Here is a 26191-nt window from a genome sequence, read left to right as displayed (position 1 = left end):
GTGGATCATGCCTGCGGCTCCTGCAGCGAACCATCGCGCAGCGCACGCTGCTCGCGGCGGCGTGCCAGCCACTCCGAGAAACGTTCCATGTACAGGTAGATCACCGGCGTCGTGTACAGCGTCACCAGCTGCGACAGCAGCAGGCCACCGACGATGGCGATGCCCAGCGGGCGGCGCAGTTCCGAACCGATGCCGGTGCCCAGCGCCAGCGGCAGTGCGCCGAGCATGGCTGCGGCGGTGGTCATCATGATCGGGCGGAAGCGCAGCAGGCAGGCACGGCGGATCGCCTCGTGCGCGTTGGCACCGGCGCGACGCGCCTCGATCGCGAAGTCCACCATCATGATGCCGTTCTTCTTGACGATGCCGATCAGCAGCACGATGCCGACGATGCCATCCACCGACAGGCTCAGCCCGCACAGCATCAGCGCCAGCAGCGCGCCGACACCGGCCGGCGGCAGCGTGGAGATGATCGTGATCGGGTGGATGTAGCTCTCGTAGAGCACGCCCAGCACGATGTAGATCACCACCAGCGAGGCCAGCAGCAGCCACACCACGTCGGTCTGGCTGCCGGTGAACTCGGCGGCCTTGCCGATGAACTCGGCATGCAGGTGGGCGGGCATGTCCAGGCTGTCCTTGGTCTCCTGGATCGCTCGCACCGCTTCGGACAGCGAATAGCCCGGCGCCACGTTGAACGACACGGTCACCGCAGGCAGCTGCTGCTGGTGGCTGACCACCAGCGGTGCGCTGCTGACCTTGCCTTCGGCCAGTGCCGACAGCGGAATGATGTTGCCGGCGCCGACGGTGATGCCGGTGTTCTGCGCGCCGATGCCGGTGGCGGTGGACGAGTTGGAGGAGGTGACCTGGCCGAAGCTGGTGGCATTGGTGCCGGTCAATGCGCCGGCGCCGTTGGAGGCGACCGCCAGCTGTTCCATCAGCGCGGTGCTGGTGCGGAACTCCGGTGCCACTTCCAGCACCACGCGATACTGGTTGAGCTCGGTGAAGATGGTCGAGATCTGGCGCTGGCCGAACGCATCGTAGAGCGTGTCGTCGATGGTCTGCATCGGCACGCCCAGCACGCTGGCCTTGTCGCGGTCGATGTTCAGCTCCAGGGCGCGGCCCTGGTTGGACAGGTTGTTGTCGACGTCGGCCAGTTCCGGGCGCTTGCGCAGCGCTTCGGTCAGGCGCGTGGCCTGGGTCGCCACCGTCGCCGAATCCACGTCCGACAGCGAGTACTGGTACTCGGTGGCGGCCACGCGGGTATCCAGGGTCACGTCCTGCACCGGTTTCAGGTACAGCGCCACGCCCGGAATGCCGGCCACCGCCTTCTGCAGGCGCGGCAGGATCTCCTCCAGCCCATCGCGCTGGCTGCGCTCCTTCAGCACGATCGACAGCTGGCCCTGGTTGAGGGTGGGGTTCATGCTGCCGGCGCCGATGAAGGCCGACACGCCGGTCACGTCCGGATCCTGGCGCAGTGCTTCGGCCACCTGCCTGGTGCGCTGCTCCATCTGCGGGAAGGCGATGTTCTGGTCGGCCTGCACCACGCCGGTGATCAGGCCGGTGTCCTGTTCGGGCAGCAGGCCCTTGGGGATCAGCACGTACAGCAGCACGGTCAGCACCAGCGCGCCACCGGCCACGGCCAGGGTCAGGCGCTGGTGGCCCAGCACCCAGTCCAGGCTGTGCTCGTAGAGGCCGACGGTGCGCGTCCACAGGTTCTGCTTGCCGGCCGCCGCCGCGCGCTCATGCGCGTCCTCGCCCTCGGGCAGGGCATCGGGCTTGAGCAGGTAGGCACACATCATCGGGGTCAGCGTCAGCGAGATCAGCATCGACAGCACCACGGCGATGCTCAGCACCCACGCGAACTCGTGGAACAGGCGGCCGGTGACGCCGGGCATCAGCAGCAGCGGCAGGAACACCGCCACCAGCGAAACCGTCAGCGACAGCACGGTGAAGCCGATCTGGCGCGCGCCGATCTCGGCCGCCTCCTTGCCACTCTTGCCCTGCTCGATGTAGCGCACGATGTTCTCGATCATCACGATCGCATCGTCGACCACGAAGCCGGTGGCCACCACCAGCGCCATCAGCGACAGGTTGTCCAGCGACATGCCGGCGAAGGCCATCACCGCGAAGGTGCCGGCCAGCGACAAAGGCACTGCCACCGACGGGATGATCGTGGCCCACAACCGGCGCAGGAACACGAAGATCACCGCCACCACCAGGCCGATGGTGAGGATCAGGGTGAACTGCACCTCATGCACCGAGGCGCGGATGGTCTCGGTGCGGTCGTTGAAGATTTCCAGGCGCACGTCGGCCGGCAGCACGCCCTGCAGCTGCGGCAGGAGCGCGCGGATGCGCTCGACGGTCTGCACGATGTTGGCGCCCGGCTGGCGGCGCACTTCCAGCAGCACCGCCGGCTTGCCATCGGCCCAGGCGGCCAACTGGTCGTTCTCCACGCCATCGACCACCTCGGCCACGTCCGACAGCCGCACCGGGCGGCCGTTCTTGTAGCTGATGATGGTGTCGCGGTACTCGGCGGCGCTGGCCAGCTGGTCGTTGGTGCCGATGCTGTAGGACTGGGTCTTGCCGTTCAACGAACCCTTCGGCGCGTTGACGTTGGCCTGGGTCAGCGCGCTGCGCAGCTGTTCCAGGGTCAGCCCCATGTTCGACAGCTGCGCCGGATTGACCTGGATGCGCACGGCGGGCCGCACGTTGCCGGCAATCGAGACCAGGCCGACGCCCTGCACCTGCGACAGGCGCTGGGCCAGGATCGAGTCGGCGTAGTTGTTGACGTCACGCAGCGGACGCGTGTCAGAGGTCAGCTTCAGGGTGACGATGGCCGCGTCGGCCGGATTCACCCGGTTGTACACCGGCTGGTAGGGCAGCGATGAGGGCAGGGTGGCCTGGCGGATCGCCGCCTGCACGTCCTGCGCGGCGATGTCGATGTCGCGGTCCATCGAGAACTGCAGGATGATCGTCGACAACCCGGCCGACGAGTCCGACGTCATCAGTTCCAGCCCGGAGATCTGCCCGAACTGGCGCTCCAGCGGCGTGGTGACCAGCGAGGCCATGGTGGTGGCGTTGGCGCCGGGGTACTGGGTGGTGACCACCAGGCTGGGCGCATCGATTTCCGGCAGCGCCGACACCGGCAGCTTGCGGTAACCGAGGATGCCCAGCAGCAACAGGCCCGCCATCAACAGCGAGGTAGCGATCGGGCGGCGGATGAAGATCGTCGAAAAGCCCACGGACGGATCCTTGCTGTCACTTCAATGTCGGCGCCGGCAGGTCCGCCGGCGCGAGGGAGAACCGTGGCCTGCGCTCAGCGCGGGCCACCACCGCGACGGCCACCGCCGCCACCGTTCTTCTGCTCGGCCGCCTTCAGCTCGGCCTCGGTCGGCGCGGCCGGGGTCTCGCCCGGCTTCAGCGCGGTGACCTTGCTGCCCGGCTTCAGGCGGAACTGGCCTTCGCTGACCACCCGCTCGCCGCCCTTCAGGCCTTCGGCGATCTGCACCTGGCTGTCGCCCACTTCCACGCCGCTGCGCACGGTCTGCATCTTCACCGTGTTGTCGCCCTGCACGACATAGACGTACTCGCCGTCCGGGCCACGCAGCACCGCCTGGGTCGGAATGACCACGCCGCCGCCGATGGTGCGCAGCTGCATGCGCACGTTGACGAACTGGCCCGGCCACAGGCCGTTGTCGGTGTTGTCGAACACGGCGCGCGCCTTGAACGTGCCGCTGTCGGCACTGATCAGGTTGTCGACCACATCGAGCTTGCCGTCTGCGGACAGCACGTGCGAATCGGCGCGGTCCAGCGCCGCCACCGGTACCGTGCCGGCGGCCTGCGCCTGGCGCACATCGCCGAGCTGGCGCTCGGGCAGGTTGAACAGTACGTGGATCGGATGGATCTGGGTGAGCGTGACCAGCGCGGTGCCGGCGCTGACCACGTTGCCCGCATCGACCGCACGGATGCCGGCGATGCCGGAGATCGGTGCGGTGACCCGGGTGTACTGCAGCTGCACCTGCGCCGAGCGCATGCTGGCCTCGTTGGCGGCCACGGCGCTTTCGTACTGTGCCACTTGGTTTCGCTGTGTATCCAGATCGGTCTTGGCGACGTACTGGCGATACTCCGGCGCGTTCGAGCGCTGGTAGTTGGAGCGCGCGGTGGCGAGCAGGGCCTCGTTCTGGCGCTTGGCTGCCGCGGCCTGGTCGTAGCTGGCCTGGGCGGTGCGCGGATCGATCACCGCCAGCACATCACCCTGCTTCACTTCCTGGCCTTCACGGAAATTCAGGCTCATCAGCTGGCCGCCGACCTGCGGGCTGACGGTGACGGTGTTCATCGCGGTCACCGTACCCAGCGCGCTGGCATACACCGGCACGTCCTGGCGCGTGGCCTCCACCACGGTCACCGGCACTGGACCGGCATTCGGATCTTCGCCGCCCTGGCGCCCGCCCGCAGCAGGTTTTCCCGCCATGTCCTTGCCCCCGCCGATGACGCGCAGGCCGACCACGGCCAGCACCAGCACCGCCACGACCAGCAGCACGATCTTCCAAACACGTGACATTACGAGGACTCCGAGAGGGCTGGACCGGACGGGACGCCGGGACAATGCGCAAAGCATACCTGTGCCACATCACGTTTCCTGCATGACGGATGGGACGGGCGCTAAGACCGGATGCGGCGCCGGAGGTTCCCGTGGCGCCGGTGTTGCCCTACATTCAGCTGGAACCCTCTTGCTGTGGAGATTGCGATGCGCCGTTCGCTGCTGCTGTCCGCCCTGCTGCTGGCCATGCCGGCGCTTGCCCATGCCCAGGACGGGCAACGCCCGGAAGTGACCGCCGCCGCGCAGCGGCTGCAGGCCCGGGTGGTCGAATGGCGTCGTGACTTCCACCAGCACCCGGAGCTGTCCAACCGCGAGGCGCGCACCTCGGCCGAGGTCGCCAAGCGCCTGCGTGCGATGGGCCTGAAGCCGAAGACCGGCATCGCCCACCACGGCGTGGTGGCGATCATCGAGGGCGGCAGGCCGGGCCCGAAGATCGCACTGCGTGCGGACATGGACGCGTTGCCGGTGACCGAGCAGACCGGCCTGCCGTTCGCCTCCAGGGCCACCGACCAGTACCGCGGGCAGACCGTGGGCGTGATGCATGCCTGTGGGCACGACGCGCATACCGCCACCCTGCTCGGCGTGGCCGAAGCGCTGGTGTCAATGAAGAAGGACCTGCCGGGCCAGGTGATGCTGATCTTCCAGCCGGCCGAGGAAGGCGCGCCGCCGCCGGAAGAGGGCGGTGCCGCACTGATGCTGAAGGAAGGGCTGTTTGCCGACTTCAAGCCGGAGGCAGTGTTCGGCCTGCATGTGTTCTCCAGCGTGCAGGCCGGCCAGATCGCTGTGCGCGGCGGCCCATTGATGGCCGCCTCGGATCGCTTCGGGATCAAGGTGATCGGTCGCCAGACGCATGGCTCGGCACCGTGGAACGGTGTTGATCCGATCGTCGCCACCGCCGACCTGGTGGGGACCGCGCAGACCATCGTCAGCCGCCGCGCCAACCTGTCCAAGCAGCCGGCCGTGCTGACCTTCGGCGCGATCAACGGCGGCATCCGCTACAACATCATTCCCGATGAAGTGGAGATGGTCGGTACCATCCGCACCTTCGACGAAGGCATGCGCCAGCAGATCTTCGCCGACCTGCGCAACGTGGCCGAGCACACGGCCGCCGCGCACGGTGCGAAGGCGGTGACCGACATCTACGAATCGGAGGGCAATCCGGCCACGGTGAACGACCCGGCGCTGACCGCGAAGATGCTGCCGAGCCTGCAGGCGGTGGTGGGCAAGGACAATGTGTACGAGCCGCCGCTGCAGATGGGCGCGGAGGATTTCTCGCTGTACGCGAAGGAAGTGCCGGGCATGTTCTTCTTCGTCGGGTCCACCAGCGTGGGCATCGACCCGGCGACGGCGCCGGCCAACCATTCGCCGAAGTTCCTGCTGGATGAGAAGGCGCTGGATGTGGGCTTGCGTGCGCTGCTGCAGGTGAGCCTGGATTACCTGCACGGTGCCGGTACTCCGGCGGGGTAAGGGTTACCGGCAGGGCTTGCAGCCCTGGGTACGCGACATCGCATGCGCGCTGTCGCTCCCACAGTTCGCTGCGCGAACGGTGGGCCCCCCTTACCAGCTTCCAGACCCCTGCCGCTTCGCGGCCGCCCCCTGACTCGGGGGGCTTTCCTCCAGACCCGATCCCGTGGCTTGCCGGTAAATCCACGCCATGCGTGGATGGCAGACATCGAAAATGTCCGAAGGATCGGATTTTGATTTTCTGATCTTTCCCGTGGTGGATCGGCGGCAGAAATCTGTCGGGGGGGCCGGGCGGGTGGGGCTGGCGGGGTATCCGCGCCATGGATGGCGCGGCTAAGCCTCCAGGGACGGATTCACGGCGTCCCCGCCAGCCCCATCCGCCCGGCCCACTTCCGGGAATCCAGGCTTTCGACGACCCAACACCCCACCACGGAGGGGCTCCGCCGTTGGCCGGCCCGGCCGAAGGCCCGGTCTCCGCGCGATACAATGACCTCCATGAACACCCCACAGGATTCCAGCCTCGGTCGCGAGGTCAGTTACCCGTCGCAGTACGATCCCGGCCTGCTGTTCCCGATCCCCCGCAGCGGTGCCCGCGCCGAGATCGGCCTCGATGACGCCGCGCTGCCATTCGTCGGCCACGACCGCTGGCACGCCTTCGAGCTGAGCTGGCTCGACCCGCGTGGCAAGCCGCAGGTCGCCGTCGCCACCGTCCAGGTGCCATGCACTTCGCCGCGTTTGATCGAATCGAAGTCGTTCAAGCTGTACCTCAACTCCCTCAACAGCACCCGCATCGACAGCGCCGAGGCGCTGCGCGCGCGCATCGTGGCGGATCTGTCGGCCTGCGCCGGTGCGCCGGTCCAGGTCGAGTTCGGCCTGCCGGAGCTGCGCGAGACGCCGCTCGGCGAATCCATCGACGGGCTGGACGTGGAGATCGACTGCTACGGCCCGCCACAGGCGGACTTCCTCGCCGCCGATGCGGGCGAGGTGGTGGAGGAGACCCTGGTCTCGGCGCTGCTGAAGTCCAACTGCCCGGTCACCGGCCAGCCGGACTGGGCCACGGTCAGCCTGCGTTATCGCGGGCCGAAGATCGATCGCGCCGGCCTGCTGCGCTATCTGGTCAGCTACCGCGAGCATGCCGAGTTCCACGAGCAGTGCGTTGAGCGGATCTTCAGCGAGGTGTCCGCGCGCTGCCGGCCGCACTGGCTGGAGGTCGAGGCCCGCTACACCCGCCGCGGTGGCCTGGACATCAATCCCTGGCGTGCCAGCCGGGGCATCGCCGCCCCGGCCGCGACCTACCGCGAGCTGCGGCAGTAACCGCCGCAGGCGGTTACCCGTTGTGCCGGGCCATGCCCGGCGCGCGCCGGCCAGCGGCCGGCACTACCGGGCGTCCATTCCCCCGATTGTTCAGTCGCCCCCGGGGGCGGCTTCACATCTGCACCATCCCCATTTAACAACCTCCATGGCACCGTGCCAATCACGTAGTCATGCAGACGGGAGTTGTGGATGAGTACCGAGAAGAAAGCCGATTTCTCCGGCGTCAGCAGCAGCGTCGACAGTACCGCCGAACAGGCACCGAAGGCGGACTTTTCCGGCGTCAGCGCCTCGGTGGACAGCACCGCCGACGTTGTCAGCGGCGGCACCTACACCGTGCAGAAGGGGGACTCGCTGTCGAAGATCGCCAAGCAGCATCTGGGCGACGCCAATGCCTGGAAGAAGATCTTCGAAGCCAACCGCGATGTGCTTGATGACCCGGACAAGATCTTCCCGGGCCAGACCCTGAAACTGCCGCCGAAGTAAGCCGGCGATCGAACGCCATCCGACAATCCCTGGGAGGAACCCCGAATGATCAAGACCACCCCGCTCCAGACCGCCCTGATCGCCGCCCTGCTGGGCAGCGTCGCCCTGGTCGGTTGCAAGAAGAAAGAAGAGTCGACCGACACCAATGCCGCTCCGGCAGCGACTGCTCCGGCCGAACCGGCAGCACCGGCCCCGATGACCGGCGCGCCGCCGCCGATGGCCGAAGCCGCTGCTGTCAGCGTCTCGTCGGTCACTGTCGGCAAGACCGCAGCCGCCGACAAGTCGGTTGCGACGACGGCTCTGTTCGCGCCGAAGGACGACATCATCGTCTCGGTCAAGACCGACGGTGCTGCCAACAACGTCACCGTTGGCGCGAAGCTGACCTACCAGGACGGCCAGGTGGCCGGCGAACAAAATGCCACGCTGAACACCAGCGGTGCGGAAACCACCAACGTCACCTTCAAGAATGCAAAGGGCTGGCCGGCCGGCAAGTACCGCGCCGAAGTCACCGTCGATGGCAAGGCGGCCGGAACGCCGCAGGAGTTCGAGGTCAAGTAAGTCCAGCCGACTCTCTCCCGGCAGGGCTCACGATGGACGCAGCCGCGAGGCTGCGTCCTTTTTTGTTGGATGATGGTCGGCTTCATCCAGGCGTCGATGGATCACAGCGTTGCCGGCATGCAGTACCGCCGCGTATGGCACAGCTTTGCCCCGCGCGGCCGAAAACGCGACAATGCAGGGGTTTCCCCGCCGCGCGCCCACCCTGACGGCGACGGGGGAAAGCGCGGGGGCCAACCCCGCGCGCGACACGGTTGCACGTGGCCCGGCGCTGGCGCCGGCCTTCCCCTGAGCATTGCTACAGAGTCCAAGTCCCCCATGTCCAAGATCCTCTACACGCTGACCGACGAAGCACCGTTCCTGGCCACCCAGTCGCTGCTGCCGATCGTTGACGCCTACACCGCCACTGCCGGCATCGTGGTGGAAACCCGTGACATCTCGCTGTCCGGCCGCATCCTGTCGCAGTTCCCGGAACTGCTGTCCGACGCGCAGAAGGTCAGCGACGACCTGGCCGAGCTCGGCCAGCTGGCGACCACCCCGGACGCCAACATCATCAAGCTGCCGAACATCTCCGCCTCGGTGCCGCAGCTGAAGGCGGCCATCAAGGAACTGCAGGACCAGGGCTATCCGCTGCCGGATTACCCGGAAACCCCGGCCGACGATCAGCAGCGCGACTACAAGGCGCGCTACGACAAGGTCAAGGGCAGTGCGGTGAACCCGGTGCTGCGCGAAGGCAACTCCGACCGCCGCGCACCGCTGTCGGTGAAGAACTACGCGCGCAAGCACCCGCACCGCATGGGTGCCTGGTCGGCCGATTCGAAGTCGCACGTCGCGCACATGGCCGCCGGTGACTTCTATGGCAGCGAAAAGTCGGCCACCGTCGCCAACGCGGGTTCGCTGAAGATCACCTTCCACGGCAAGGACGGCAGCGCCGTCGTGCTGAAGGAAAAGACTGCGGTCAAGGCCGGCGAGATCGTCGACGCCGCCGTGATGAGCCGCAAGGCGCTGGCCGCGTTCATCGGTGAGCAGATCGCCGATGCCAAGGCCCAGGGCGTGCTGTTCTCGCTGCACCTGAAGGCGACCATGATGAAGGTCTCCGACCCGATCATGTTCGGCGTGGCGGTCAATGGGTTCTACAAGGACGTGCTGGCCAAGCACGCCGAAGTGCTCAAGCAGGCCGGTTTCGACGCCAACAACGGCATCGGTGACCTGGCTGCGCGCCTGCCGTCGCTGCCGGAAGCCACCCGTGCTGCGATCGAAGCCGACCTGGCTGCCGAGTACGCACAGCGCCCGGGCGTGGCCATGGTCAATTCGGACAAGGGCATCACCAACCTGCACGTGCCGAGCGACGTCATCGTCGACGCCTCGATGCCGGCGATGATCCGCGACTCCGGCAAGATGTGGAACGCCGAAGGCAAGCTGCAGGACACCAAGGCGGTCATTCCGGACCGCTGCTACGCCGGCGTGTACCAGGCCGTCATCGACGACTGCAAGGCGCACGGCGCCTTCGACCCGGCCACCATGGGCTCGGTGCCCAACGTCGGCCTGATGGCACAGAAGGCCGAAGAGTACGGCTCGCACGACAAGACCTTCCAGATCGCTGCCGATGGCGTGGTCAAGGTCACCGACGATGCCGGCACCGTGGTGTTCGAGCACGCCGTGGAAGCCGGTGACATCTGGCGCATGTGCCAGACCAAGGACGCGCCGATCCAGGACTGGGTCAAGCTCGCCGTCGAGCGCGCCCGCCTGAGCAGCACCCCGGCCGTGTTCTGGCTGGATGCCGCCCGCGCCCACGACGCGCAGGTCATCGCCAAGGTCGAGCAGTACCTGAAGGACCACGACACCACCGGCCTGGACATCCGCATCCTGCCGCCGGTGGAAGCGACCGCGTTCTCGCTGGACCGCATCCGCAAGGGCGAGGACACCATCTCGGTGACCGGCAACGTGCTGCGCGACTACCTGACCGACCTGTTCCCGATCATGGAGCTGGGCACCAGCGCCAAGATGCTGTCGATCGTGCCGCTGATGGCCGGTGGTGGCCTGTTCGAGACCGGCGCCGGTGGTTCGGCCCCGAAGCACGTGCAGCAGTTCGTCGAAGAGGACTACCTGCGCTGGGATTCGCTGGGTGAGTTCCTGGCCCTGGCCGCGTCGCTGGAACACCTGGGCAACCGCTATGACAACGCCGCCGCCCGTGTGCTGGCCAAGGCGCTGGACGAAGCCAACGGCCAGTTCCTGGACAACGACAAGTCGCCGTCGCGCAAGCTGGGTGGCATCGACAACCGCGGCAGCCACTTCTACATCGCGCTGTACTGGGCGCAGGCCCTGGCCGCGCAGGACGAGGACGCCGCACTGAAGGCGCGCTTCGCCCCGCTGGCCAAGGCGCTGACCGACAACGAGCAGAAGATCGTCGACGAGCTGATCGCGGTGCAGGGCAAGGCCGTGGACATCGGGGGCTACTACCGCCCGGACGTGGCCAAGGCCAGCAAGGCGATGCGCCCGAGCGCGACCTTCAACGCCGCGCTGGAGCAGCTGCGCGGCTGATCCAGCGCCGTTCGCCTGCCGCAACATGGAAACCCGCGCTTCGGCGCGGGTTTTCTTTTTCCGGGGCCGCTCGGGGTCAGATCCCTTCTGCGCGCAAAAGCGATCCGACCCCGAGCGATGAAACCGTGACATCCGTCAGCTGTCGGACTGCCGTCAACGGGGCATGAAACTTGCCCGCGATGGCCGTCGCAGAACCGATCAGCACGCCGATGTAGCCCCGCTCAATCTGAGCAGTCGATCACGACGGTCTTCGTCGGCGATACCCTAGCCTTGGCGACGCGAGACCACCGGGGAGGTGGTCGCCCGGGGAACACGGATGGCACGCGTGCTGGTAGTGGGGACCGACATCCAGGGCGAGCAGGCCCTGCTGCAACGGCTGCGCCTGGCGTCGGCACTGCCGGACGGCCAGGTCCGCCGCAGCCAGGACCTGGACGATTGCGACCTGCTGGTCATCCGCGATACCCCGGCACTGCGCAACGCGGCCCAGCGCATGCGCCAGCAGCGACCGCGCCTGCAATGCTGGATCGAGGACAACGGCGGCCAACTGCGCGACGGCGACGGACACCAGGATGTGCTCGACGACGGTGCCATCGGCCGCGCGCTGCGTCGCATGCAGTTGGCACCGGAGCCCCTGGCCATGCCCGCACCCGCGCTGATACGTCTGGCCGATGGCGCACACGCCATCACCCGCCTGCTGCGCGAGCGGTTGCCGCTGCGCCATGGCCAGGCACTGTTGAGTGATGCGGGCGAACCTTTGCTGTTGATGGATCTGGAGCACGACCAGGCCGTGCTGTTGCAGGAACCTGCGAGCGTGCTGGTGGAGCGCCTGGCCGATGCGTTCGAACGCCTGCAGCTGGATGCGCTGACGCCGGCGCGCCTGCAGGCACTGGCTGGTGAGCGACCACGCCAGCCGCTGCGGCCGCTGCTGTGGCAATGGGCGCAACGCAGCCGCCACTGGCAGGCACTGGACGAACGCCTGCGCGGCGCTTCGGTGAAGCTGCTGCGCTGGCCGGATTTCCGCGTGCTGGGACACGACCACGATGGATTCCGCCTGTGCTCGCTGCTGCTCAAGCGCGCCTGCACGGTTGAGGAATGCGCGATGCTGCTCGAACTGCCGGCGGCGGCCGTTCGCGATTTCATCCACGCGGCCTACCTGTGTGGCTACGCGCAGCTGCAGGCCGCCACGGCGGCGCCGATGGTGGCGACCGGTGGCATCCGAACCGACAACGGATTGCTTGCCCGCCTGTGGCGGCACCTGCGTGGGAGTGAGCGCAATGCGTGAGCACAAGGTGGTGGTGCTGGGCGGCATGGGCAGCGGAAAGTCGACGCTGGTGCGCAGCATCGCGGCCGGCGCCGTAGTCGACACCGATGTGGCCAACAGTGATCGCCTCGGTGCCGACAAGGCCTCCACCACCGTCGCGCTGGACTATGCAGACATCGACCTGCCCAACGGAGAACGCCTGCGTCTCTACGGAACGCCCGGCCAGCAGCGTTTCGATTTCCTGTGGCCGATCCTGCTGCAGGGTGCACGGGGCGGGGTGCTGCTGCTGGACGCACGTCGCGCGGGCCTGGCCAGCGAGCTGCAGGACTACCTGCAGGTGCTGCAGCCGTTTGCATCGTCCTTGGCACTGGTGGTGGCGGTCACCCACCTCGACCAGGCGCCGCAGGCGGCACTGGATGACTGGGCCAGCCGAGCCTGCCTGGACGACCAGCCACTGCCGCTGCTGGCCATCGATGCCCGTGACCGGGAACAGGGACTGCTGCTGATGGACGTACTGATGAGCGAAATGGAAGCGCACGCACTGGTGGCTGCGCATGGCTGACGGGCAGATGGCGGTATTGCCCGACGCCGGCCAGCGTGAGCGCCTGCAACCCCTGCTGCAGGACCTGCAGCAGCGGGTCGAAGGCGTACGTACCGTGGTCCTGGCCAGCGTTGATGGCTTCGCCCTGGTCAGCGCCGGAGCCGACGGGCGCGGTGAACGGCTGGCGGCGATGACCAGCGCGATGCTGGCGTTGGCCGCAGCGGTGGGGCGCGAACTGGTGCTGGGCGATCTGCAGACGCTGATGCTCGAAGCGATGGGCGGGAAGGTGCTGATGCTGGCGATCCAGGCCGAAGGGCGTGCGCCGCTGCTGCTGATGGCGGCCTGCGACCAGCGCAGCGTGATCGGGCAGGTGCTGTGGCAGAGCAGGGAATGTGGCCAGGCGATCCTGGCCGAACTCGGCGGATCGTGAGCCCGGCCGCAGGGGAACGAGGGGCTCGAACCAACATCGACAAGGGGTGCGACGTGGCTGGATTGAATGAATCGTTGAACGCACTGATGGGCATCGACGGCGCGCAGGCAGTGGCGCTGGTCGACTACGAAAGCGGCATGCTGCTGGGCGAAGCCGGTGCCGGCATGGACATGGAAGTGGCCGCCGCCGGCAACACCGAAGTGATCCGGGCCAAGATGAAGACCGCTGCCTCGTTGAACCTCAATGACAGCATCGAGGATATCCTGATCTCGCTGGGCAAGGCGTACCACATCATGCGACCGGTCGCGAAGAAGAAGGGCCTGTTCTTCTACATCGTGCTGGACCGGACCAAGTCCAACCTTGCACTGGCCCGACGCAAGGTGCAGGACGTAGAGGCCGAACTGGCGATCTGAGCCGGTAGTGCCGGCCGCTGGCCGGCGTCTGCATCGATCCATCGACGGTCCAGGTGCTGCCGGCCAGCGGCCGGCACTACCTTCGCACTCGACGCCATTGCACACGCCAGCGTATGGTGAAGCCGGTCCTTCCGGGTGAGCCCTGCATGTCCGAGCCTGACACCGCTGCCGAGCTGGCGCCGCGCATCGCCGGCGCCATCCGCGATGGTTTCGAGCAGTACCATGCCCGCTTCGCGGCGATCACCGCCCGTGCACGGCAGCGCTTCGAGCAGCGTGACTGGGCGGGCGCGCGCCAGGATGCAGTCGAGCGCATCGCGTTGTATGACCTGTGCATCGCCGAGCAGATGGATGCACTGCGCCGCCTCGCCGGCGAAGCGATCGGCGAGCGCGCGCTGTGGCTGCAGGTGCATGCGCAGTACAGCGCACTGCTGCGGGGGCTGATCGACGCCGAACTGTACAAGACCTTCTACAACACGTTGTCGCGGCGCTTGTTTTCCATCCGTGGCGTGGATCCGGCGCTGGAGTTCATCGCCTTCGATGTCGAGCCGTCCGACGCGATCACCCATCCGGTCGCCCGGCATACCTATGCCGTCTCGCCGACGCGGCCGGTGGAGGCCCTGCAGCGCGTGCTGGCCGATTACCGCTTCGACATTCCGTATGCGCACCAGCTGCGCTGCGCGGCGGCCATTGCCGTGCGCCTGCAGGACGATCTGGCGCACTGGGGCGATACGCCGGTGCGCAGCATCGAGCTGCTCGACACCGTGTTCTATCGCGAGCGCCGTGCCTACCTGGTTGGCCGCGTGTTCGGCGAGCACCGCTTCTCACCGTGCGTGATCGCACTGGTCAACGATGAGCGTGGCCTGCGTGCCGACGCGGTGCTGACCCGTCGTCGCGACGTCGCCCACCTGTTCGGTGTATCGCGCAGTTACTTCCAGGCTGACCTCGCCACGGTCGGCGATGCGGTGGTGTTCCTGCGCAGCCTGCTGCCGGGCAAGCCCATCGATGAGATCTACACGGTGCTGGGACGCGCCAAGCAGGGCAAGACCGAGCGCTACCGCACCTTTTTCCGCCACTTCAACGAGCATCCGCAGGAGCGGCTGGTGCCCGCCGAAGGCACGCCGGGCATGGTCATGGCGGTGTTCACCCTGCCCAGCTATCCGTTGGTGTTCAAGCTGATCCGCGACCGCTTCGCCTGGCCCAAGGCGATGTCGCGGCAGCAGGTGGAAGAGAAGTACGCGCTGGTGTTCAACCTCGACCGCGTCGGCCGCCTGCTCGATGCGCAGCCGTATCGCCACCTGCGCTTCCCGCGAGACCGTTTCGCACCGGCCTTGCTGGAAGAGCTGCTGCAGCAATGCGCGCAGAGCGTGCGCGTGGATGGCGACGAGGTGGAAGTGGCACTGTGCTACGTACAGCGCCGCTTCCGGCCATTGAACCTGTACCTGCGCGAGCAGGGCGGTGAGGCCGTGCGCGCGGCGGTACTGGACTATGCGCAGGCGATCACCGACATGGCGCGCAACAACATCTTCCCCGGCGACATGCTGCCGAAGAACTTCGGCGTATCCCGGCATGGCCGGGCCGTGTTCTACGACTATGACGAGTTGTGCCTGGTCAGCGACTGCGTGTTCCGCACCTGGCCGCAGCCACGTACGCCGGAGGACGCCATGGCCGACGAGCCCTGGTTCCATGTCGGTCCACGCGACGTGTTTCCCGAGCGCTTCGGGCCGTTCATGGGCCTGCCCGCCAGCGAACTGGCGGCGGTGAGGGAGCACTACCGGCACCTGTTCGATCCGACGTGGTGGCAGGACCTGCAGGCGCGCTTCGTCGCGGGTGATTATCCGGATACGCCGCCCTACGCAGCGGCCCATCGCCTGGCCTGAACGGCGTGGCGTGAAGCGCGTGCCGATCCGGTCTGGACTGCGGTACGCTCGGTGCTCACTTCATCACCACGGATCCGGCAATGATGCGTTCCCACCTGTTCCTTGCGCTGGCCCTGGCGTTCTCCGCCGGGGCCCCCCTGCTGCCAGCCGAGGCCGTCGCCCAGAACGCGCGCGCCGTGCGTGCCACCGCCGAGATGAGCATGGCGCTGTCGGGCAGTATCGAGGTGGCGGCCGACGGCTCGGTCAGCGCGCTGGTCCTGGACCAGCAGGCGATGCTCGCACCGGGTATCGCCTCATTCGTGGAGGGCACCATCCGTGGCTGGCAGTTCGAGCCGACGCTGCGCGATGGCAAGCCGGTGGCGGTCCACGCACCACTGCGGGTGCGCCTGCGTGGCAAGCAGCAGGACGACGGCAGCTACCAGGTCAGCATGACCGGTGTCGACTTCAGTGAGTATGACCCGAAGGCTACCGATTCGGTGACCCGGAAGAGCATGCCGCCACCGCGCTACCCCGAGGATGTCTTCCGCAGTGGTGGGCAGGGTGATGTGCTGTTGCTGGTCAAGGTGGCCCGCGACGGGACCGTGGCCGACGTCATTGCCGAACAGGTGAACATGACCGTGGTCGCGCCGGAGCGGACCCTGGCCAAGATGCGCGACCTGCTCGCCAAGGCCAGCATCAGCGGCGCCCGCAAGTGGACCTTCGTCCCGCCGACCACCGGCGAGAACAGCACGCGCGACTTCTGGACCGTGCGCGTGCCGGTGAACTTCGCCCTGAACAGCGACACCGGCAGCAACGGCAATGCCCAGCCGGAACGCTATGGCCGCTGGCGTGCCTTCATCCCCGGCCCGCGCCAGGCCGCACCGTGGCGCAAGCCGGATGCCGCCGGACAGGCGGGCAGTGATCTGCTGCCTGCCGGGGGCGTGTACATGGTCGATGGCACCCAGCGCGGCCTGCGCCTGCTGACACCGTTGGCGCAGCGCTGAGCCCGGCGCGGTGAAGCGGTCGGTCAGCCGGCCGCGTCTCAGTCCGCGTACGGGTAGACCACAACGCGGTTGCGGCCCTGTTCCTTGGCCATGTACAGGGCCTTGTCGGCCAGCCGCAGCGCCTGCTCGGCATCGACATGGAAGCTGGGGAAGTGGGCCACGCCCAGTGACACGGTGATGGTGCCGACCGGTGCGAACGGATGATCGGCGATGTGCTGGCGCAGGCGCTCGCCGGCCTGGCGCGCCGAGTCGGTGCTGATGCCCGGCAACAGCAGCAGGAATTCCTCGCCGCCGGCGCGGCAGAGGATGTCGCTGTCGCGCGAGTAGCGGCGCATCTGGTCGGAGATATGGACGATGGCGGCGTCACCGACGTCATGGCCGTGGCTGTCGTTGATCGATTTGAAGCGATCGATGTCCAGCGCCAGGATCGCGAACGGAATGCCCTGCACCTGCAATGCATCCAGCGCCTGCTGCAGGCCGCGGCGATTGAGCAGGCCGGTCAGCGGATCGGTACGGTTGGCGCGGCTGAGCGTGCCGATGCGGTCCTGCAGCGCGTTGAAGCTGTGCAGCACCGCCTGCTTGAGCTGGGCCACCTCGAAGTACCACGCGCGGATGCCGCTGACGTGGCTGATCGCGTTGCCGGTGTCCTCGCCACCCTGCACGTTTCGCGCCAGCTGCCACAGCGGCATCGAGATGCGACGGGCGAACCACCAGGTGACCAGCAGTGACAGCAGGCCGAGCGGGATCGCATTCCAGATCACCGCGGTCATCAACCGTGACAATGGCTGCAGCGTGGCCTCGGTCGGCCGCTGGGCGATGATGCCCCAGCCGGTGGCCGGTACCGGTGCATAGCCGGCCAGCATCGACACGCCCAGGTTGTTGCGGACCTGCTGCGCACCGCGTTCACCGCGCACGACTGCCTTCACCGCCGGGTTGCCGACCACGTAGTCGCCGACCCGCTTGCCATCGGCGTGGTACAACAGGCGGCCATTGCGGTCCACCACGTACAGGTACGAGCCGTCGCGGTAATAGTGCTTGCCCAGCAGCGTGTGCAGCGCACTGCGCTGGCGCAGGTACAGGGTGCCGCTGACGTAACCGCGGTAGTGGCCGCTGCGGTCGAAGATCGGGTGCGACAGCGAGACCAGCAGCTTGCCGGTGGTCGACTGGTAGGGATCGCTGATCATCGGCTGGCGCGCGGCCAGTGCGGCGTTGTTGCCGGCGCTGTGCAGGATCTCGCCCTGCAGCTGCAGGGTCTGCGGCGAGGTGGCGATCACCAGGCCGTCGGCGTCGACCACCAGCGAGGAGTTGAAGCTGTTGGTCTGCAGCTGCAGCCGGCTGGCTTCATCCTGGGCCTGTGCCGGATCGAGATCATTCTGGCCGAGCCGGGTGGCGGCATAGGCCAGCTCCTGCTGCGCGGCCAGCAGGAAATTCTGGGTGGTCTCGGCCAGCTTGGTGGCATAGACGCGGTTGGCCTCCAGCGTGTTGCCGACCAGCTGGTCGCGCTGCACGCGGTAACTGGCGAGCAGGGTATTGGCCAGGGCGATGATGGCGCTGAGCAGGGCCAGGGCGAGGATCAGCTTGCCCAGGTTGAGGCGGGGGGACAGCGTTCGCATGCGTCGACGGATCCGGCAGGAGGCTGGACCCGACCGGTTCTCCGGAAGGGGCGACAGCGGGAATCGGTGGCCACGCCCTTGGGGCCGGGCAGGGTGTCGGGCGAATTATCGCCAAAAGTCAGCGGCGGCAAAGTGAAACAGGTCGCCCTGCAGCCAAAAAAAAACCTGCCGCAGCGGGCGGCAGGTTCTTTTCAATGCAATGCCGTGGATCAGCGCTTCATCGAACCGAAGAACTCGTCGTTGGACTTGGTGTTCTTCATCTTGTCCAGCAGGAATTCCATCGCGGCCATTTCATCCATCGGATGCAGCAGCTTGCGCAGGATCCAGATCTTCTGCAGCAGCTCCGGTTCGATCAGCAGGTCTTCGCGGCGGGTACCGGAACGGTTGATGTCGATGGCCGGGAACACGCGCTTTTCAGCGATGCGACGGCTCAGGTGCACTTCGCTGTTGCCGGTGCCCTTGAACTCTTCGTAGATCACCTCGTCCATCTTCGAGCCGGTGTCGACCAGCGCGGTGGCGATGATGGTCAGGCTGCCGCCTTCTTCCACGTTGCGCGCGGCACCGAAGAAGCGCTTCGGGCGGTGCAGGGCGTTGGCGTCCACACCACCGGTCAGCACCTTGCCCGAGCTCGGCACCACGTTGTTGTAGGCCCGGGCCAGGCGGGTGATCGAGTCGAGCAGGATCACCACATCCTTCTTGTGCTCGACCAGGCGCTTGGCGCGCTCGATGACCATTTCCGCCACCTGCACGTGGCGCGCGGCCGGCTCGTCGAAGGTCGAGCTGATGACTTCGCCGCGCACGGTGCGCTGCATTTCGGTCACTTCTTCCGGGCGCTCGTCGATCAGCAGCACGATCAGGTGCACGTCCGGATGGTTGGTGGTGATGGCGGTGGCGACCTGCTGCATCATCATCGTCTTGCCGGCTTTCGGCTGCGACACGATGAGCGAGCGCTGGCCCTTGCCCTGCGGCGCCATCAGGTCGAGGATGCGGCCGGTGATGTCTTCCGACGAACCGTTGCCACGCTCCAGGGTGAAGCGGCGGCGCGGGAACAGTGCGGTCAGGTTCTCGAACAGCACCTTGTTCTTCGACGCTTCGATCGGCTCGCCGTTGATGGTGTCGACGATGTTCAGCGCGAAGTAGCGCTCGCCGTCCTTCGGGAAGCGGATGCGACCGGAGATGTGGTCGCCGGTGCGCAGGTTGAAGCGGCGGATCTGGCTGGGCGAGATGTAGGTGTCGTCCGGTCCGGCCAGGTAGCTGGCTTCGGCCGCGCGCAGGAAACCGAAGCCATCCGGCAGGATTTCCAGCACACCGTCGGCGGCGACGCCGTCACCGTGGCGGGTCAGCACTTTCAGCAGGGCGAAGATCACGTCCTGCTTGCGGGCACGGGCCACGCCTTCGGAGATCTGCAGCTGCTCGGCGATTTCCAGCAGCTTCTGTGCCGGCATGCGCTTGAGGTCGCTCAGCGAGTAGACCGGGAAGCCCTCGGGCACGTTGGCGTGCGGGCGCGGCACGAACGGCTGCTGTTCGCCGCCGTCATTGGACATGCCATCGTCGCGGAAGCGGTTGTTGCGGTCACGGTCGCGGCGGTTGCGGAAGCGGTCGCGTCGGTTGCCCTGACCTTGCCCCTGGCCCTGCTGGCCGTTCTGGTTGTACGGGTTCTGGCCCTGGTTCTGGCCACCCCCCTGGTGATTCTGCTGCCGCGGCTGGCCGGATTCGCGGCCCTCGCCACCCTCGCCACCGCCACTGCTGGCAGGGGCCTCGGCGGCGGGCGCGCTCGGCGCAGGTGCTGCGGCCGGCGCCGCTGCTTCGGGCGCGGCGGCCAGCGGCAGGGTCGGCTGCGCCGGAGCGGCGCTGGTTTCTGCGGCTGCCGGGGCGGCGGCCTTGCTCACGCGGGGCTTGCGCACGCGCTTTTCGGCGGGCGCATCAGCGCTGCCGGTTTCGGAAGTGTTATCGGACAAGAGCGTTATTCCTCGCTTGACGGTGCGAGCGCCCGGCTGGGGCGGCGAACGTTGGGAATGGGTCTGGAAGAAACTGCGTCCAGAGGGTGCGGCACGCGAACGCGGCCGGATATGCCGACACTATCATCGGCCTGCGGCGCCATGCAAGGGTCGCCGGGAACAGCATTCATCATGGGCGTGGTGCGCCCGCCGGCAGCCGCGCTCGGCGGCTGCCGGAGACCGGCAGGATCAGGCCAGGGCCTTGTCCAGCAGGCCGGCCAGCTGGGCCTTGCCCACCGCACCGATCTGCTCGCCGACCTTCTCGCCATCCTTGAACACGACCAGGTACGGAATCGAACGCACGTGGTACTTCGCGGCCAGCGCACGGTTGTGGTCAACGTTGACCTTGGCGATCTTGGCGCGGCCCTGGTAGGCATCGGCCAGCTCGTCCAGCGCCGGGGCGATCATCTTGCAGGGGCCACACCACTCGGCCCAGAAATCGACCAGCACCGGTTCCTTGGAATTCAGCACTGCGCTATCAAAGTCGGCGTCGCCGACATGTACAACCTTGTCGCTCATCTTGGTTTCTCGTCTTGGATTGCACCCGGCCATGCCGGAGGTGGGTGAACTGGGCCTTGCCCGGTGGCGCGACCCTCGTCGTTGCCTCGCGGCGCACTGCCGCGGTGCGTTCGGCGGGATGCCTGGACGCTCACGGCCGGCAGTGTACCCCTATCGCGGGGCAGGGACAGGCGCCGTCTGGAACCCAGCGTATCGTGATCGCTTCGATGGCCGGTATGTGTCGGATTTCACTGTCTTCCTGAAGATGGGGCTGGCAGTGGGCGACACCAGCGCCCCCGTGCGGGCCGTTCAAGTCCGGTGTGGCTGGGTGAAGGTGGTGTCTCTGCATGCCATGAGACGCCGCATTCCGGTTTGCCTGCCCGAGTGCGGTAAACTGGGGCATTGCGCGGCGTGCGGACCAGGTGGTCCCTGCCTGCCAACCCGCCGCAGGGGCCGCAGTTGCGACGGTGCCCCCAGACGATGAAGTGCCAGCCGCCCCACGGGCCGGCGGCCATACCAAGACGGACTCATGAGCGACAAACCGCTGACCGATTTGACCTTCTCCTCCTTCGAGCTGCACCCGGCCCTGCAGGCCGGCCTTGAAGGAGCCGGATTCACCCGCTGCACCCCGATCCAGGCGCTGACCCTGCCGGTCGCGCTGCCCGGTGGTGATGTTGCCGGCCAGGCCCAGACCGGTACCGGCAAGACCCTGGCCTTCCTGGTCGCTGTCGTGAACCGCCTGCTGACCCGTCCGGCGCTGGCCGACCGCAAGCCGGAAGATCCCCGCGCCCTGATCCTCGCCCCAACCCGTGAGCTGGCCATCCAGATCCACAAGGATGCGGTGAAGTTCGGTTCCGACCTGGGCCTGCGTTTCGCGCTGGTCTACGGTGGCGTGGATTACGACAAGCAGCGCGAGCTGCTGCAGCAGGGCGTGGACGTGATCATCGCCACCCCGGGCCGCCTGATCGACTACGTCAAGCAGCACAAGGTGGTTTCGCTGCATGCCTGCGAGATCTGCGTGCTGGACGAAGCCGACCGCATGTTCGATCTGGGCTTCATCAAGGACATCCGCTTCCTGCTGCGCCGCATGCCGGAACGCACCATCCGCCAGACCCTGCTGTTCAGCGCCACCCTCAGCCATCGCGTGCTGGAGCTGGCCTACGAGCACATGAACGAGCCGCAGAAGCTGGTGGTCGAAGCCGAGACCATCACCGCTGCCCGCGTGCGCCAGCGCATCTACTTCCCGGCCGACGACGAGAAGATCCCGCTGCTGCTGGGCCTGCTGTCGCGCAGCGAAGGCGCGCGGACCATGGTGTTCGTCAACACCAAGGTCTTCGTCGAGCGCGTCGCCCGCTCGCTGGAGAAGGCCGGCTACCGTGTCGGCGTTCTGTCCGGCGATGTGCCGCAGAAGAAGCGCGAGAGCCTGCTCAACCGCTTCCAGAAGGGCCAGCTGGAAATCCTGGTGGCCACCGACGTGGCCGCCCGTGGCCTGCACATCGATGGCATCAAGTACGTCTACAACTACGACCTGCCGTTCGATGCCGAAGACTACGTGCACCGCATCGGTCGTACCGCGCGCCTGGGCGAAGAGGGTGATGCGATCAGCTTCGCCTGCGAACGCTACGCGATGGGCCTGCCGGACATCGAGGCCTACATCGAGCAGAAGATTCCCTCCGAGCCGGTCACCAAGGAACTGCTGACGCCGCTGCCGCGCCCGGAACGCCCGGCGCCGGCTGCAGGCGAGGAAGGCGAGGACAACGAAAGCGTCGGCCAGATCTTCCGTGAAGCGCGCGAAGCCCGCGCCGCCGAAGAAGAGCGTCGGGGTGGCGGCCGCAGTGGCGGTCGTTCCGGCAGTGGTGGTGGTCGTGGTGGCCGTGACGGCGAGCGCAGCGGCGAACGCCGTTCGCGCGGCCCGCGCAAGCCGCGCGTGGAAGGCGAGCAGGGGGCTGCCGCCCCGGTCGCCGGTGCTGAAGGCGCCGCTGCCCAGGCCCCGCGTCCACCGCGTCCGCCGCGCGCCGAAGGTGCACCGGACGCTGCCGTGGATGGTGAACACAAGCCGCGCAAGCGCCGTCGTCGTCGCCACGGCCGTCCGGTCGAGGGTGCAGAGGGTGTGCAGGCCAACGCCGGCAACGGCGCCAGCCCGGTCACCCCGGTGCAGGTGGTGGCCAAGCCGGTGCGTACCGCCGCCGATACCGGCGATTCGTTCCTGACCCGCATCGGCCGCAAGATCCGCCGGATGCTGTCGGGCAACTAGCGGGTAGCACCCGACCTTGGTCGGGTGGCCTTGAAAGGTGTGCCGGCCAACGGTCGGCACCCACCTTGGCCGGCAACCCACATAGCTGCCGGCCAGCGGCCGGCACTACCGATCCCGTGACCATCTCCACGCCGTCGCGCCGGTCCTGCATAATCGGGGCATGAGTGTCCTGCGCTTCGACAATGTCAGCAAACAGTACGCCGGTGGCCACGAGGCGCTGACCGATGTCAGCTTCGAGGTCGCGCCGGGCGAGATGCTGTTCGTCACCGGCCATTCCGGTGCGGGTAAAAGTACGCTGCTCAAGTTGATCCACCTCGACGAGCGGCCCAGCCGCGGCGCGGTGGTGTTCGACGAGCGCAACCTGCTGAAGGTGCGCGGCGGCGACGTGCCGCGCCACCGGCGCGCGGTGGGGGCGGTCTACCAGGACCACCGCCTGCTGATGGATCGCTCGATTGCCGAGAACGTGGCGCTGCCGCTGATCCTGCGTGGTACCCGCCGGGGCGACATCAACAAGCGCGTGCGTTCAGTGCTCGAGCGCATGGGCCTGGGCCATCGTGAGAAAGCACTGCCCTCGCAGTTGTCGGCCGGCGAGCAGCAGCGCGTCGGCATCGCCCGCGCCATCGTCGGCGAGCCCAAGCTGCTGGTGGCCGATGAGCCGACCGGCAATCTCGACCCGACCCTGGCAGCGGAGATCATGGCCCTGTTCGCCGAGCTGCCCTCGCGCGGTACCAGCGTGCTGGTGGTCAGCCACGACCTGCCGCTGCTGCGCCGCATGCGCAAGCGCGTATTGATCCTCGACCACGGCCGGCTGGTGGATGACATCTCGCCGCAGGACCTGGCGGAGTAACCGATGGCGAAGAACGAAAACAGCGAAGCCGCCGCCCCGTCGCGCGTGGGCGTCTGGTTCCAGCACCACGTGCACAGCGTGGTGTTCAGCCTGGGCCGCGCCTGCCGCAAGCCGTGGGCGACCCTGCTGACCGTGATGGTCATGGCGCTGGCCCTGGCGTTGCCGCTGGGGCTGTCGATCGCGCTGGACAACCTCAAGCAGTTCGCCGGCAGCGTGCAGCAGTCGCGCGACATCAACGTGTTCCTGAAGAGCAACGTCGATGGTCCCGGTGCGCTTCGCCTGGCCGGCCAGCTGCGCGACCGCGATGATGTGGCCGGAGTGAATGTGCGCACACCCGAGCAGGGCCTGCAGGAACTGCGCGATGCCGGCCTCGGTGAGGCGATCGATGCGCTCAACGACAATCCGTTGCCCTCGCTGCTGGTGATCACCCCGGGCCAGGGCAAGGACGACGCACGTCTGGCACGCGCGCTGGAAAGCCTGCCCGAGGCCGATCTGGTGCAGCACGATGCGCTGTGGCGCCAGCGCCTGGACGCCTGGCTGGCGTTCGGTGCACGTCTGGTGCAGGTGCTGTCGGTGCTGCTCGGCGTGGGCGCCGCGCTGGTGGTCGGCAACACGGTGCGCCTTGACATCCAGGCCCGTCGCGAAGAGATCGGCGTGCTGCAGCTGCTCGGCGCGAGCGATGGCTTCATCCGCCGCCCGTTCCTGTACCTGGGCGCGTGGTACGGGCTGGGCGCCGGCGCGGTAGCGCTGGCCCTGATCGGCGCCGCCGGTGCCGCCCTGCGCGTGCCGCTGGCCGAACTCTCGCGCAGCTACGGCAGCCCGTTCGTGCTGCATGGCCTGGACCTGCTGCACGGCGGCCTGGTCCTGGTCGGCACGCTGCTGCTGGGCTGGCTGGGCGCCTGGCTGGTAACCGGCCACTTCCTCCGCCAGACCCGCCCGACCGACACCTGAGACCGGCATGCAACCGCAAGCGCTGAAGCACCTTGAAGGGCCCGCGACGCGGGTGATGGTGGTCGATGGTTCGAAGCTGGTGCGCAAGCTGATCGCCGATGTCCTGCAGCGTGACCTGCCGGGCGTGGAGGTGATCGGCTGCGACAGCATCGAGGATGCGCAGCAGGCGCTGGCGCAGGGCCCGGTGGACCTGGTGACGACCTCGCTGACCCTGCGCGATGGCGACGGTCTGGCGCTGGCGCGGATGGTGCGCGAAGCCGCCGGTCAGGCCTATGTGCCGGTGATCGTTGTGTCCGGCGATGCCCAGCAGCACCTGGAGCAGCGTCGCTTCACCGAGTACGTCACCGACTATTTCGACAAGGCGCTGGGCCATGAGGCACTGGCGACCTTCATCCGTGGCTACGTGCAGCCGCAGACCATCCCCGGCGCCACCATCCTCTACATCGAGGACAGCCGCGTGGTGGCCGAGGCCACCAAGCGCATGCTTGAGCGGCAGCAGTTGAACGTCCTGCACGTGGTCAGCGCCGAAGAGGCATTCACCCTGCTCACTGCCGAGTCGCTGGGCCGCAGCCGCCACCGCATCGACCTGGTGCTGACCGATGTCACCCTGAAGGGCGAACTGAGTGGGCGCGACGTGGTGCAGCGCGTGCGCGTGGACTTCGGTTACGGCAAGCGCCGCCTGCCGGTGCTGGTGATGACCGGTGACGGCAACCCGCACAACCAGACCGGGCTGCTGCAGTCCGGTGCCAACGACCTGGTGCTCAAGCCGATCGAAGAGCGGCTGCTGGTCACCAAGGTGCTGTTCCAGCTGCGCCTGGCCCGATTGAACGATGGACCCCTGATTCGATGATGGATGAAGTAGCTGACACCCCGACGATCCAGCTGGAACCGAGCTGGAAGCAGCATGTCGGCGATTACCTGCTGCAGCCGCAGATGCGCGAGCTGTCCAGCTTCCTGCGCCAGCGCAAGGCCAGTGGTGCGGCGGTGTTCCCGCCCGGCCCGCAGATCTTCGCCGCGTTCGACGCCACGCCGTTCGAGCAGGTGAAGGTGGTGATCCTCGGGCAGGACCCGTACCACGGCCGCGGCCAGGCGCATGGCCTGAGTTTCTCGGTGCCGGCGGGCGTGCCGGTGCCGCCGTCGCTGCTGAACATCTACAAGGAGATCGAGAGCGATCTCGGCATCCCGCGCCCGGACCACGGCTGCCTGATTCCGTGGGCGCAACGTGGGGTGCTGCTGCTCAATGCCGTGCTGACGGTGGAAGAGGGCAAGGCTGGCGCCCACCAGGGACGTGGCTGGGAGGGCTTCACCGATCACGTGGTGGACGTGCTCAACCGCGAACGCGAAGGCCTGGTGTTCATGCTGTGGGGTGCCTATGCGCAGCAGAAGGGCAAGGTCATCGATACCCGTCGCCATCGCGTGCTGAAGTCGCCGCACCCGTCGCCGCTGTCGGCCCATCGTGGCTTCCTCGGCTGCCGGCATTTCTCGATGGCCAACGAGTACCTGCAGCGCCGCGGCCAGACCCCGATCGACTGGTCGCTGCCGCCGCGTTCGGCGCTCTGAGCGCCGGCGGGC

The 26191-nt window shown here is 67.6% G+C and carries 21 protein-coding genes; 16 read left to right on the top strand and 5 right to left on the bottom strand.

Going from position 1 to position 26191, the window contains the following annotated elements; genetic code table 11:
• Positions 1 to 5 precede the first annotated feature (5 nt).
• Both AC5P66_RS13610 and AC5P66_RS13605 read right to left on the bottom strand, forming a co-directional pair.
• Positions 6 to 3239 carry an efflux RND transporter permease subunit gene (locus tag AC5P66_RS13610; RefSeq protein WP_099494579.1) on the bottom strand — a complete coding sequence of 1078 codons (3234 nt, stop codon included), beginning with the start codon at positions 3237 to 3239 and terminating at the stop codon, positions 6 to 8.
• A gap of 74 nt (positions 3240 to 3313) precedes the next feature.
• Complete coding sequence (locus AC5P66_RS13605) at positions 3314 to 4558, bottom strand: efflux RND transporter periplasmic adaptor subunit (protein ID WP_099494580.1); 1245 nt, start codon at positions 4556 to 4558, stop codon at positions 3314 to 3316.
• Between the two features lie 186 nt (positions 4559 to 4744).
• On the opposite strand from AC5P66_RS13605, the gene AC5P66_RS13600 reads away from it, so the two are divergent.
• The 11 genes from AC5P66_RS13600 to AC5P66_RS13550 all read left to right on the top strand — a co-directional run bounded on the left by AC5P66_RS13600 (position 4745) and on the right by AC5P66_RS13550 (position 16459).
• Positions 4745 to 6064 (top strand): M20 family metallopeptidase, encoded by a 1320-nt coding sequence (locus tag AC5P66_RS13600; RefSeq protein ID WP_049410704.1) that lies wholly within the window; start codon positions 4745 to 4747, stop codon positions 6062 to 6064.
• A 492-nt stretch (positions 6065 to 6556) separates the two neighbouring features.
• Entirely contained in the window at positions 6557 to 7375 is an 819-nt protein-coding gene (queF, locus tag AC5P66_RS13595; RefSeq protein ID WP_049410682.1) for an NADPH-dependent 7-cyano-7-deazaguanine reductase QueF, read from the top strand.
• 189 nt (positions 7376 to 7564) lie between these two features.
• Positions 7565 to 7858 carry a LysM peptidoglycan-binding domain-containing protein gene (locus AC5P66_RS13590; protein ID WP_049410686.1) on the top strand — a complete coding sequence of 98 codons (294 nt, stop codon included), beginning with the start codon at positions 7565 to 7567 and terminating at the stop codon, positions 7856 to 7858.
• Between the two features lie 45 nt (positions 7859 to 7903).
• Complete coding sequence (locus AC5P66_RS13585) at positions 7904 to 8416, top strand: hypothetical protein (RefSeq protein WP_049410689.1); 513 nt, start codon at positions 7904 to 7906, stop codon at positions 8414 to 8416.
• A 315-nt stretch (positions 8417 to 8731) separates the two neighbouring features.
• Positions 8732 to 10954, top strand: a complete 2223-nt coding sequence (locus AC5P66_RS13580) for an NADP-dependent isocitrate dehydrogenase (protein WP_495216425.1) — start codon at positions 8732 to 8734, stop codon at positions 10952 to 10954.
• A gap of 316 nt (positions 10955 to 11270) precedes the next feature.
• Positions 11271 to 12236 (top strand): hypothetical protein, encoded by a 966-nt coding sequence (locus AC5P66_RS13575; RefSeq protein WP_099488376.1) that lies wholly within the window; start codon positions 11271 to 11273, stop codon positions 12234 to 12236.
• Positions 12229 to 12777 carry a GTP-binding protein gene (locus AC5P66_RS13570; protein WP_099495601.1) on the top strand — a complete coding sequence of 183 codons (549 nt, stop codon included), beginning with the start codon at positions 12229 to 12231 and terminating at the stop codon, positions 12775 to 12777. The genes AC5P66_RS13575 and AC5P66_RS13570 overlap by 8 nt, the downstream gene beginning before the upstream one ends.
• Positions 12770 to 13186, top strand: a complete 417-nt coding sequence (locus tag AC5P66_RS13565; RefSeq protein ID WP_049440368.1) for a roadblock/LC7 domain-containing protein — start codon at positions 12770 to 12772, stop codon at positions 13184 to 13186. Before AC5P66_RS13570 ends, AC5P66_RS13565 begins: the two co-directional genes overlap by 8 nt.
• 53 nt (positions 13187 to 13239) lie before the next feature.
• Entirely contained in the window at positions 13240 to 13599 is a 360-nt protein-coding gene (locus AC5P66_RS13560) for a hypothetical protein (RefSeq protein ID WP_005419760.1), read from the top strand.
• Positions 13600 to 13745: 146 nt separating this feature from the next.
• The gene (gene aceK / locus AC5P66_RS13555) at positions 13746 to 15476 is read left to right on the top strand and encodes a bifunctional isocitrate dehydrogenase kinase/phosphatase (protein WP_495216424.1); all 1731 of its coding nucleotides are present in this window, start codon (positions 13746 to 13748) and stop codon (positions 15474 to 15476) included.
• Between the two features lie 80 nt (positions 15477 to 15556).
• Entirely contained in the window at positions 15557 to 16459 is a 903-nt protein-coding gene (locus AC5P66_RS13550) for an energy transducer TonB (protein WP_099495602.1), read from the top strand.
• Positions 16460 to 16497: 38 nt separating this feature from the next.
• Here AC5P66_RS13550 and AC5P66_RS13545 read toward each other — a convergent pair whose 3' ends face one another.
• From AC5P66_RS13545 to trxA, 3 genes are all read right to left on the bottom strand, one after another.
• A complete protein-coding gene (locus AC5P66_RS13545) occupies positions 16498 to 18072 on the bottom strand; it encodes a sensor domain-containing diguanylate cyclase (RefSeq protein ID WP_049412905.1) in 1575 nt (524 codons plus the stop codon).
• Between the two features lie 209 nt (positions 18073 to 18281).
• A complete protein-coding gene (gene rho / locus AC5P66_RS13540; RefSeq protein ID WP_049412906.1) occupies positions 18282 to 20030 on the bottom strand; it encodes a transcription termination factor Rho in 1749 nt (582 codons plus the stop codon).
• A 228-nt stretch (positions 20031 to 20258) separates the two neighbouring features.
• Complete coding sequence (trxA, locus tag AC5P66_RS13535; protein WP_005411275.1) at positions 20259 to 20588, bottom strand: thioredoxin; 330 nt, start codon at positions 20586 to 20588, stop codon at positions 20259 to 20261.
• Positions 20589 to 21096: 508 nt separating this feature from the next.
• On the opposite strand from trxA, the gene rhlB reads away from it, so the two are divergent.
• The 5 genes from rhlB to ung all read left to right on the top strand — a co-directional run bounded on the left by rhlB (position 21097) and on the right by ung (position 26179).
• Positions 21097 to 22821, top strand: coding sequence for an ATP-dependent RNA helicase RhlB (rhlB, locus tag AC5P66_RS13530; RefSeq protein ID WP_088497439.1), 1725 nt, complete (start codon positions 21097 to 21099; stop codon positions 22819 to 22821).
• Positions 22822 to 22981: 160 nt separating this feature from the next.
• Positions 22982 to 23668 (top strand): cell division ATP-binding protein FtsE, encoded by a 687-nt coding sequence (gene ftsE / locus AC5P66_RS13525; protein ID WP_005419728.1) that lies wholly within the window; start codon positions 22982 to 22984, stop codon positions 23666 to 23668.
• A 3-nt stretch (positions 23669 to 23671) separates the two neighbouring features.
• Positions 23672 to 24619, top strand: coding sequence for a permease-like cell division protein FtsX (gene ftsX / locus AC5P66_RS13520; RefSeq protein ID WP_049441097.1), 948 nt, complete (start codon positions 23672 to 23674; stop codon positions 24617 to 24619).
• Positions 24620 to 24626: 7 nt separating this feature from the next.
• The gene (locus AC5P66_RS13515; RefSeq protein WP_005411271.1) at positions 24627 to 25469 is read left to right on the top strand and encodes a response regulator; all 843 of its coding nucleotides are present in this window, start codon (positions 24627 to 24629) and stop codon (positions 25467 to 25469) included.
• A complete protein-coding gene (gene ung / locus AC5P66_RS13510; protein ID WP_049412912.1) occupies positions 25466 to 26179 on the top strand; it encodes a uracil-DNA glycosylase in 714 nt (237 codons plus the stop codon). The genes AC5P66_RS13515 and ung overlap by 4 nt, the downstream gene beginning before the upstream one ends.
• The last annotated feature ends 12 nt before the right edge of the window (positions 26180 to 26191 follow it).

This window comes from Stenotrophomonas sp. YJH_SMC_122 (assembly GCF_059369535.1).
Note: the sequence above shows the minus strand (reverse complement) of the source record. Positions and strands in the feature narration are given on the sequence as shown.

Coding starts and splice junctions, on each gene's coding strand:
- AC5P66_RS13545 (WP_049412905.1), bottom strand. CDS start 18,072: ATGCGAACGCTGTCCCCCCGCCTCAACCTGGGCAAGCTGATCCTCGCC.
- aceK (WP_495216424.1), top strand. CDS start 13,746: ATGTCCGAGCCTGACACCGCTGCCGAGCTGGCGCCGCGCATCGCCGGC.
- AC5P66_RS13575 (WP_099488376.1), top strand. CDS start 11,271: ATGGCACGCGTGCTGGTAGTGGGGACCGACATCCAGGGCGAGCAGGCC.
- AC5P66_RS13590 (WP_049410686.1), top strand. CDS start 7,565: ATGAGTACCGAGAAGAAAGCCGATTTCTCCGGCGTCAGCAGCAGCGTC.
- AC5P66_RS13605 (WP_099494580.1), bottom strand. CDS start 4,558: ATGTCACGTGTTTGGAAGATCGTGCTGCTGGTCGTGGCGGTGCTGGTG.
- ftsE (WP_005419728.1), top strand. CDS start 22,982: ATGAGTGTCCTGCGCTTCGACAATGTCAGCAAACAGTACGCCGGTGGC.
- trxA (WP_005411275.1), bottom strand. CDS start 20,588: ATGAGCGACAAGGTTGTACATGTCGGCGACGCCGACTTTGATAGCGCA.
- queF (WP_049410682.1), top strand. CDS start 6,557: ATGAACACCCCACAGGATTCCAGCCTCGGTCGCGAGGTCAGTTACCCG.
- ftsX (WP_049441097.1), top strand. CDS start 23,672: ATGGCGAAGAACGAAAACAGCGAAGCCGCCGCCCCGTCGCGCGTGGGC.
- AC5P66_RS13570 (WP_099495601.1), top strand. CDS start 12,229: ATGCGTGAGCACAAGGTGGTGGTGCTGGGCGGCATGGGCAGCGGAAAG.
- AC5P66_RS13550 (WP_099495602.1), top strand. CDS start 15,557: ATGATGCGTTCCCACCTGTTCCTTGCGCTGGCCCTGGCGTTCTCCGCC.
- rhlB (WP_088497439.1), top strand. CDS start 21,097: ATGAGCGACAAACCGCTGACCGATTTGACCTTCTCCTCCTTCGAGCTG.
- AC5P66_RS13580 (WP_495216425.1), top strand. CDS start 8,732: ATGTCCAAGATCCTCTACACGCTGACCGACGAAGCACCGTTCCTGGCC.
- AC5P66_RS13565 (WP_049440368.1), top strand. CDS start 12,770: ATGGCTGACGGGCAGATGGCGGTATTGCCCGACGCCGGCCAGCGTGAG.
- AC5P66_RS13515 (WP_005411271.1), top strand. CDS start 24,627: ATGCAACCGCAAGCGCTGAAGCACCTTGAAGGGCCCGCGACGCGGGTG.
- AC5P66_RS13600 (WP_049410704.1), top strand. CDS start 4,745: ATGCGCCGTTCGCTGCTGCTGTCCGCCCTGCTGCTGGCCATGCCGGCG.
- ung (WP_049412912.1), top strand. CDS start 25,466: ATGATGGATGAAGTAGCTGACACCCCGACGATCCAGCTGGAACCGAGC.
- AC5P66_RS13585 (WP_049410689.1), top strand. CDS start 7,904: ATGATCAAGACCACCCCGCTCCAGACCGCCCTGATCGCCGCCCTGCTG.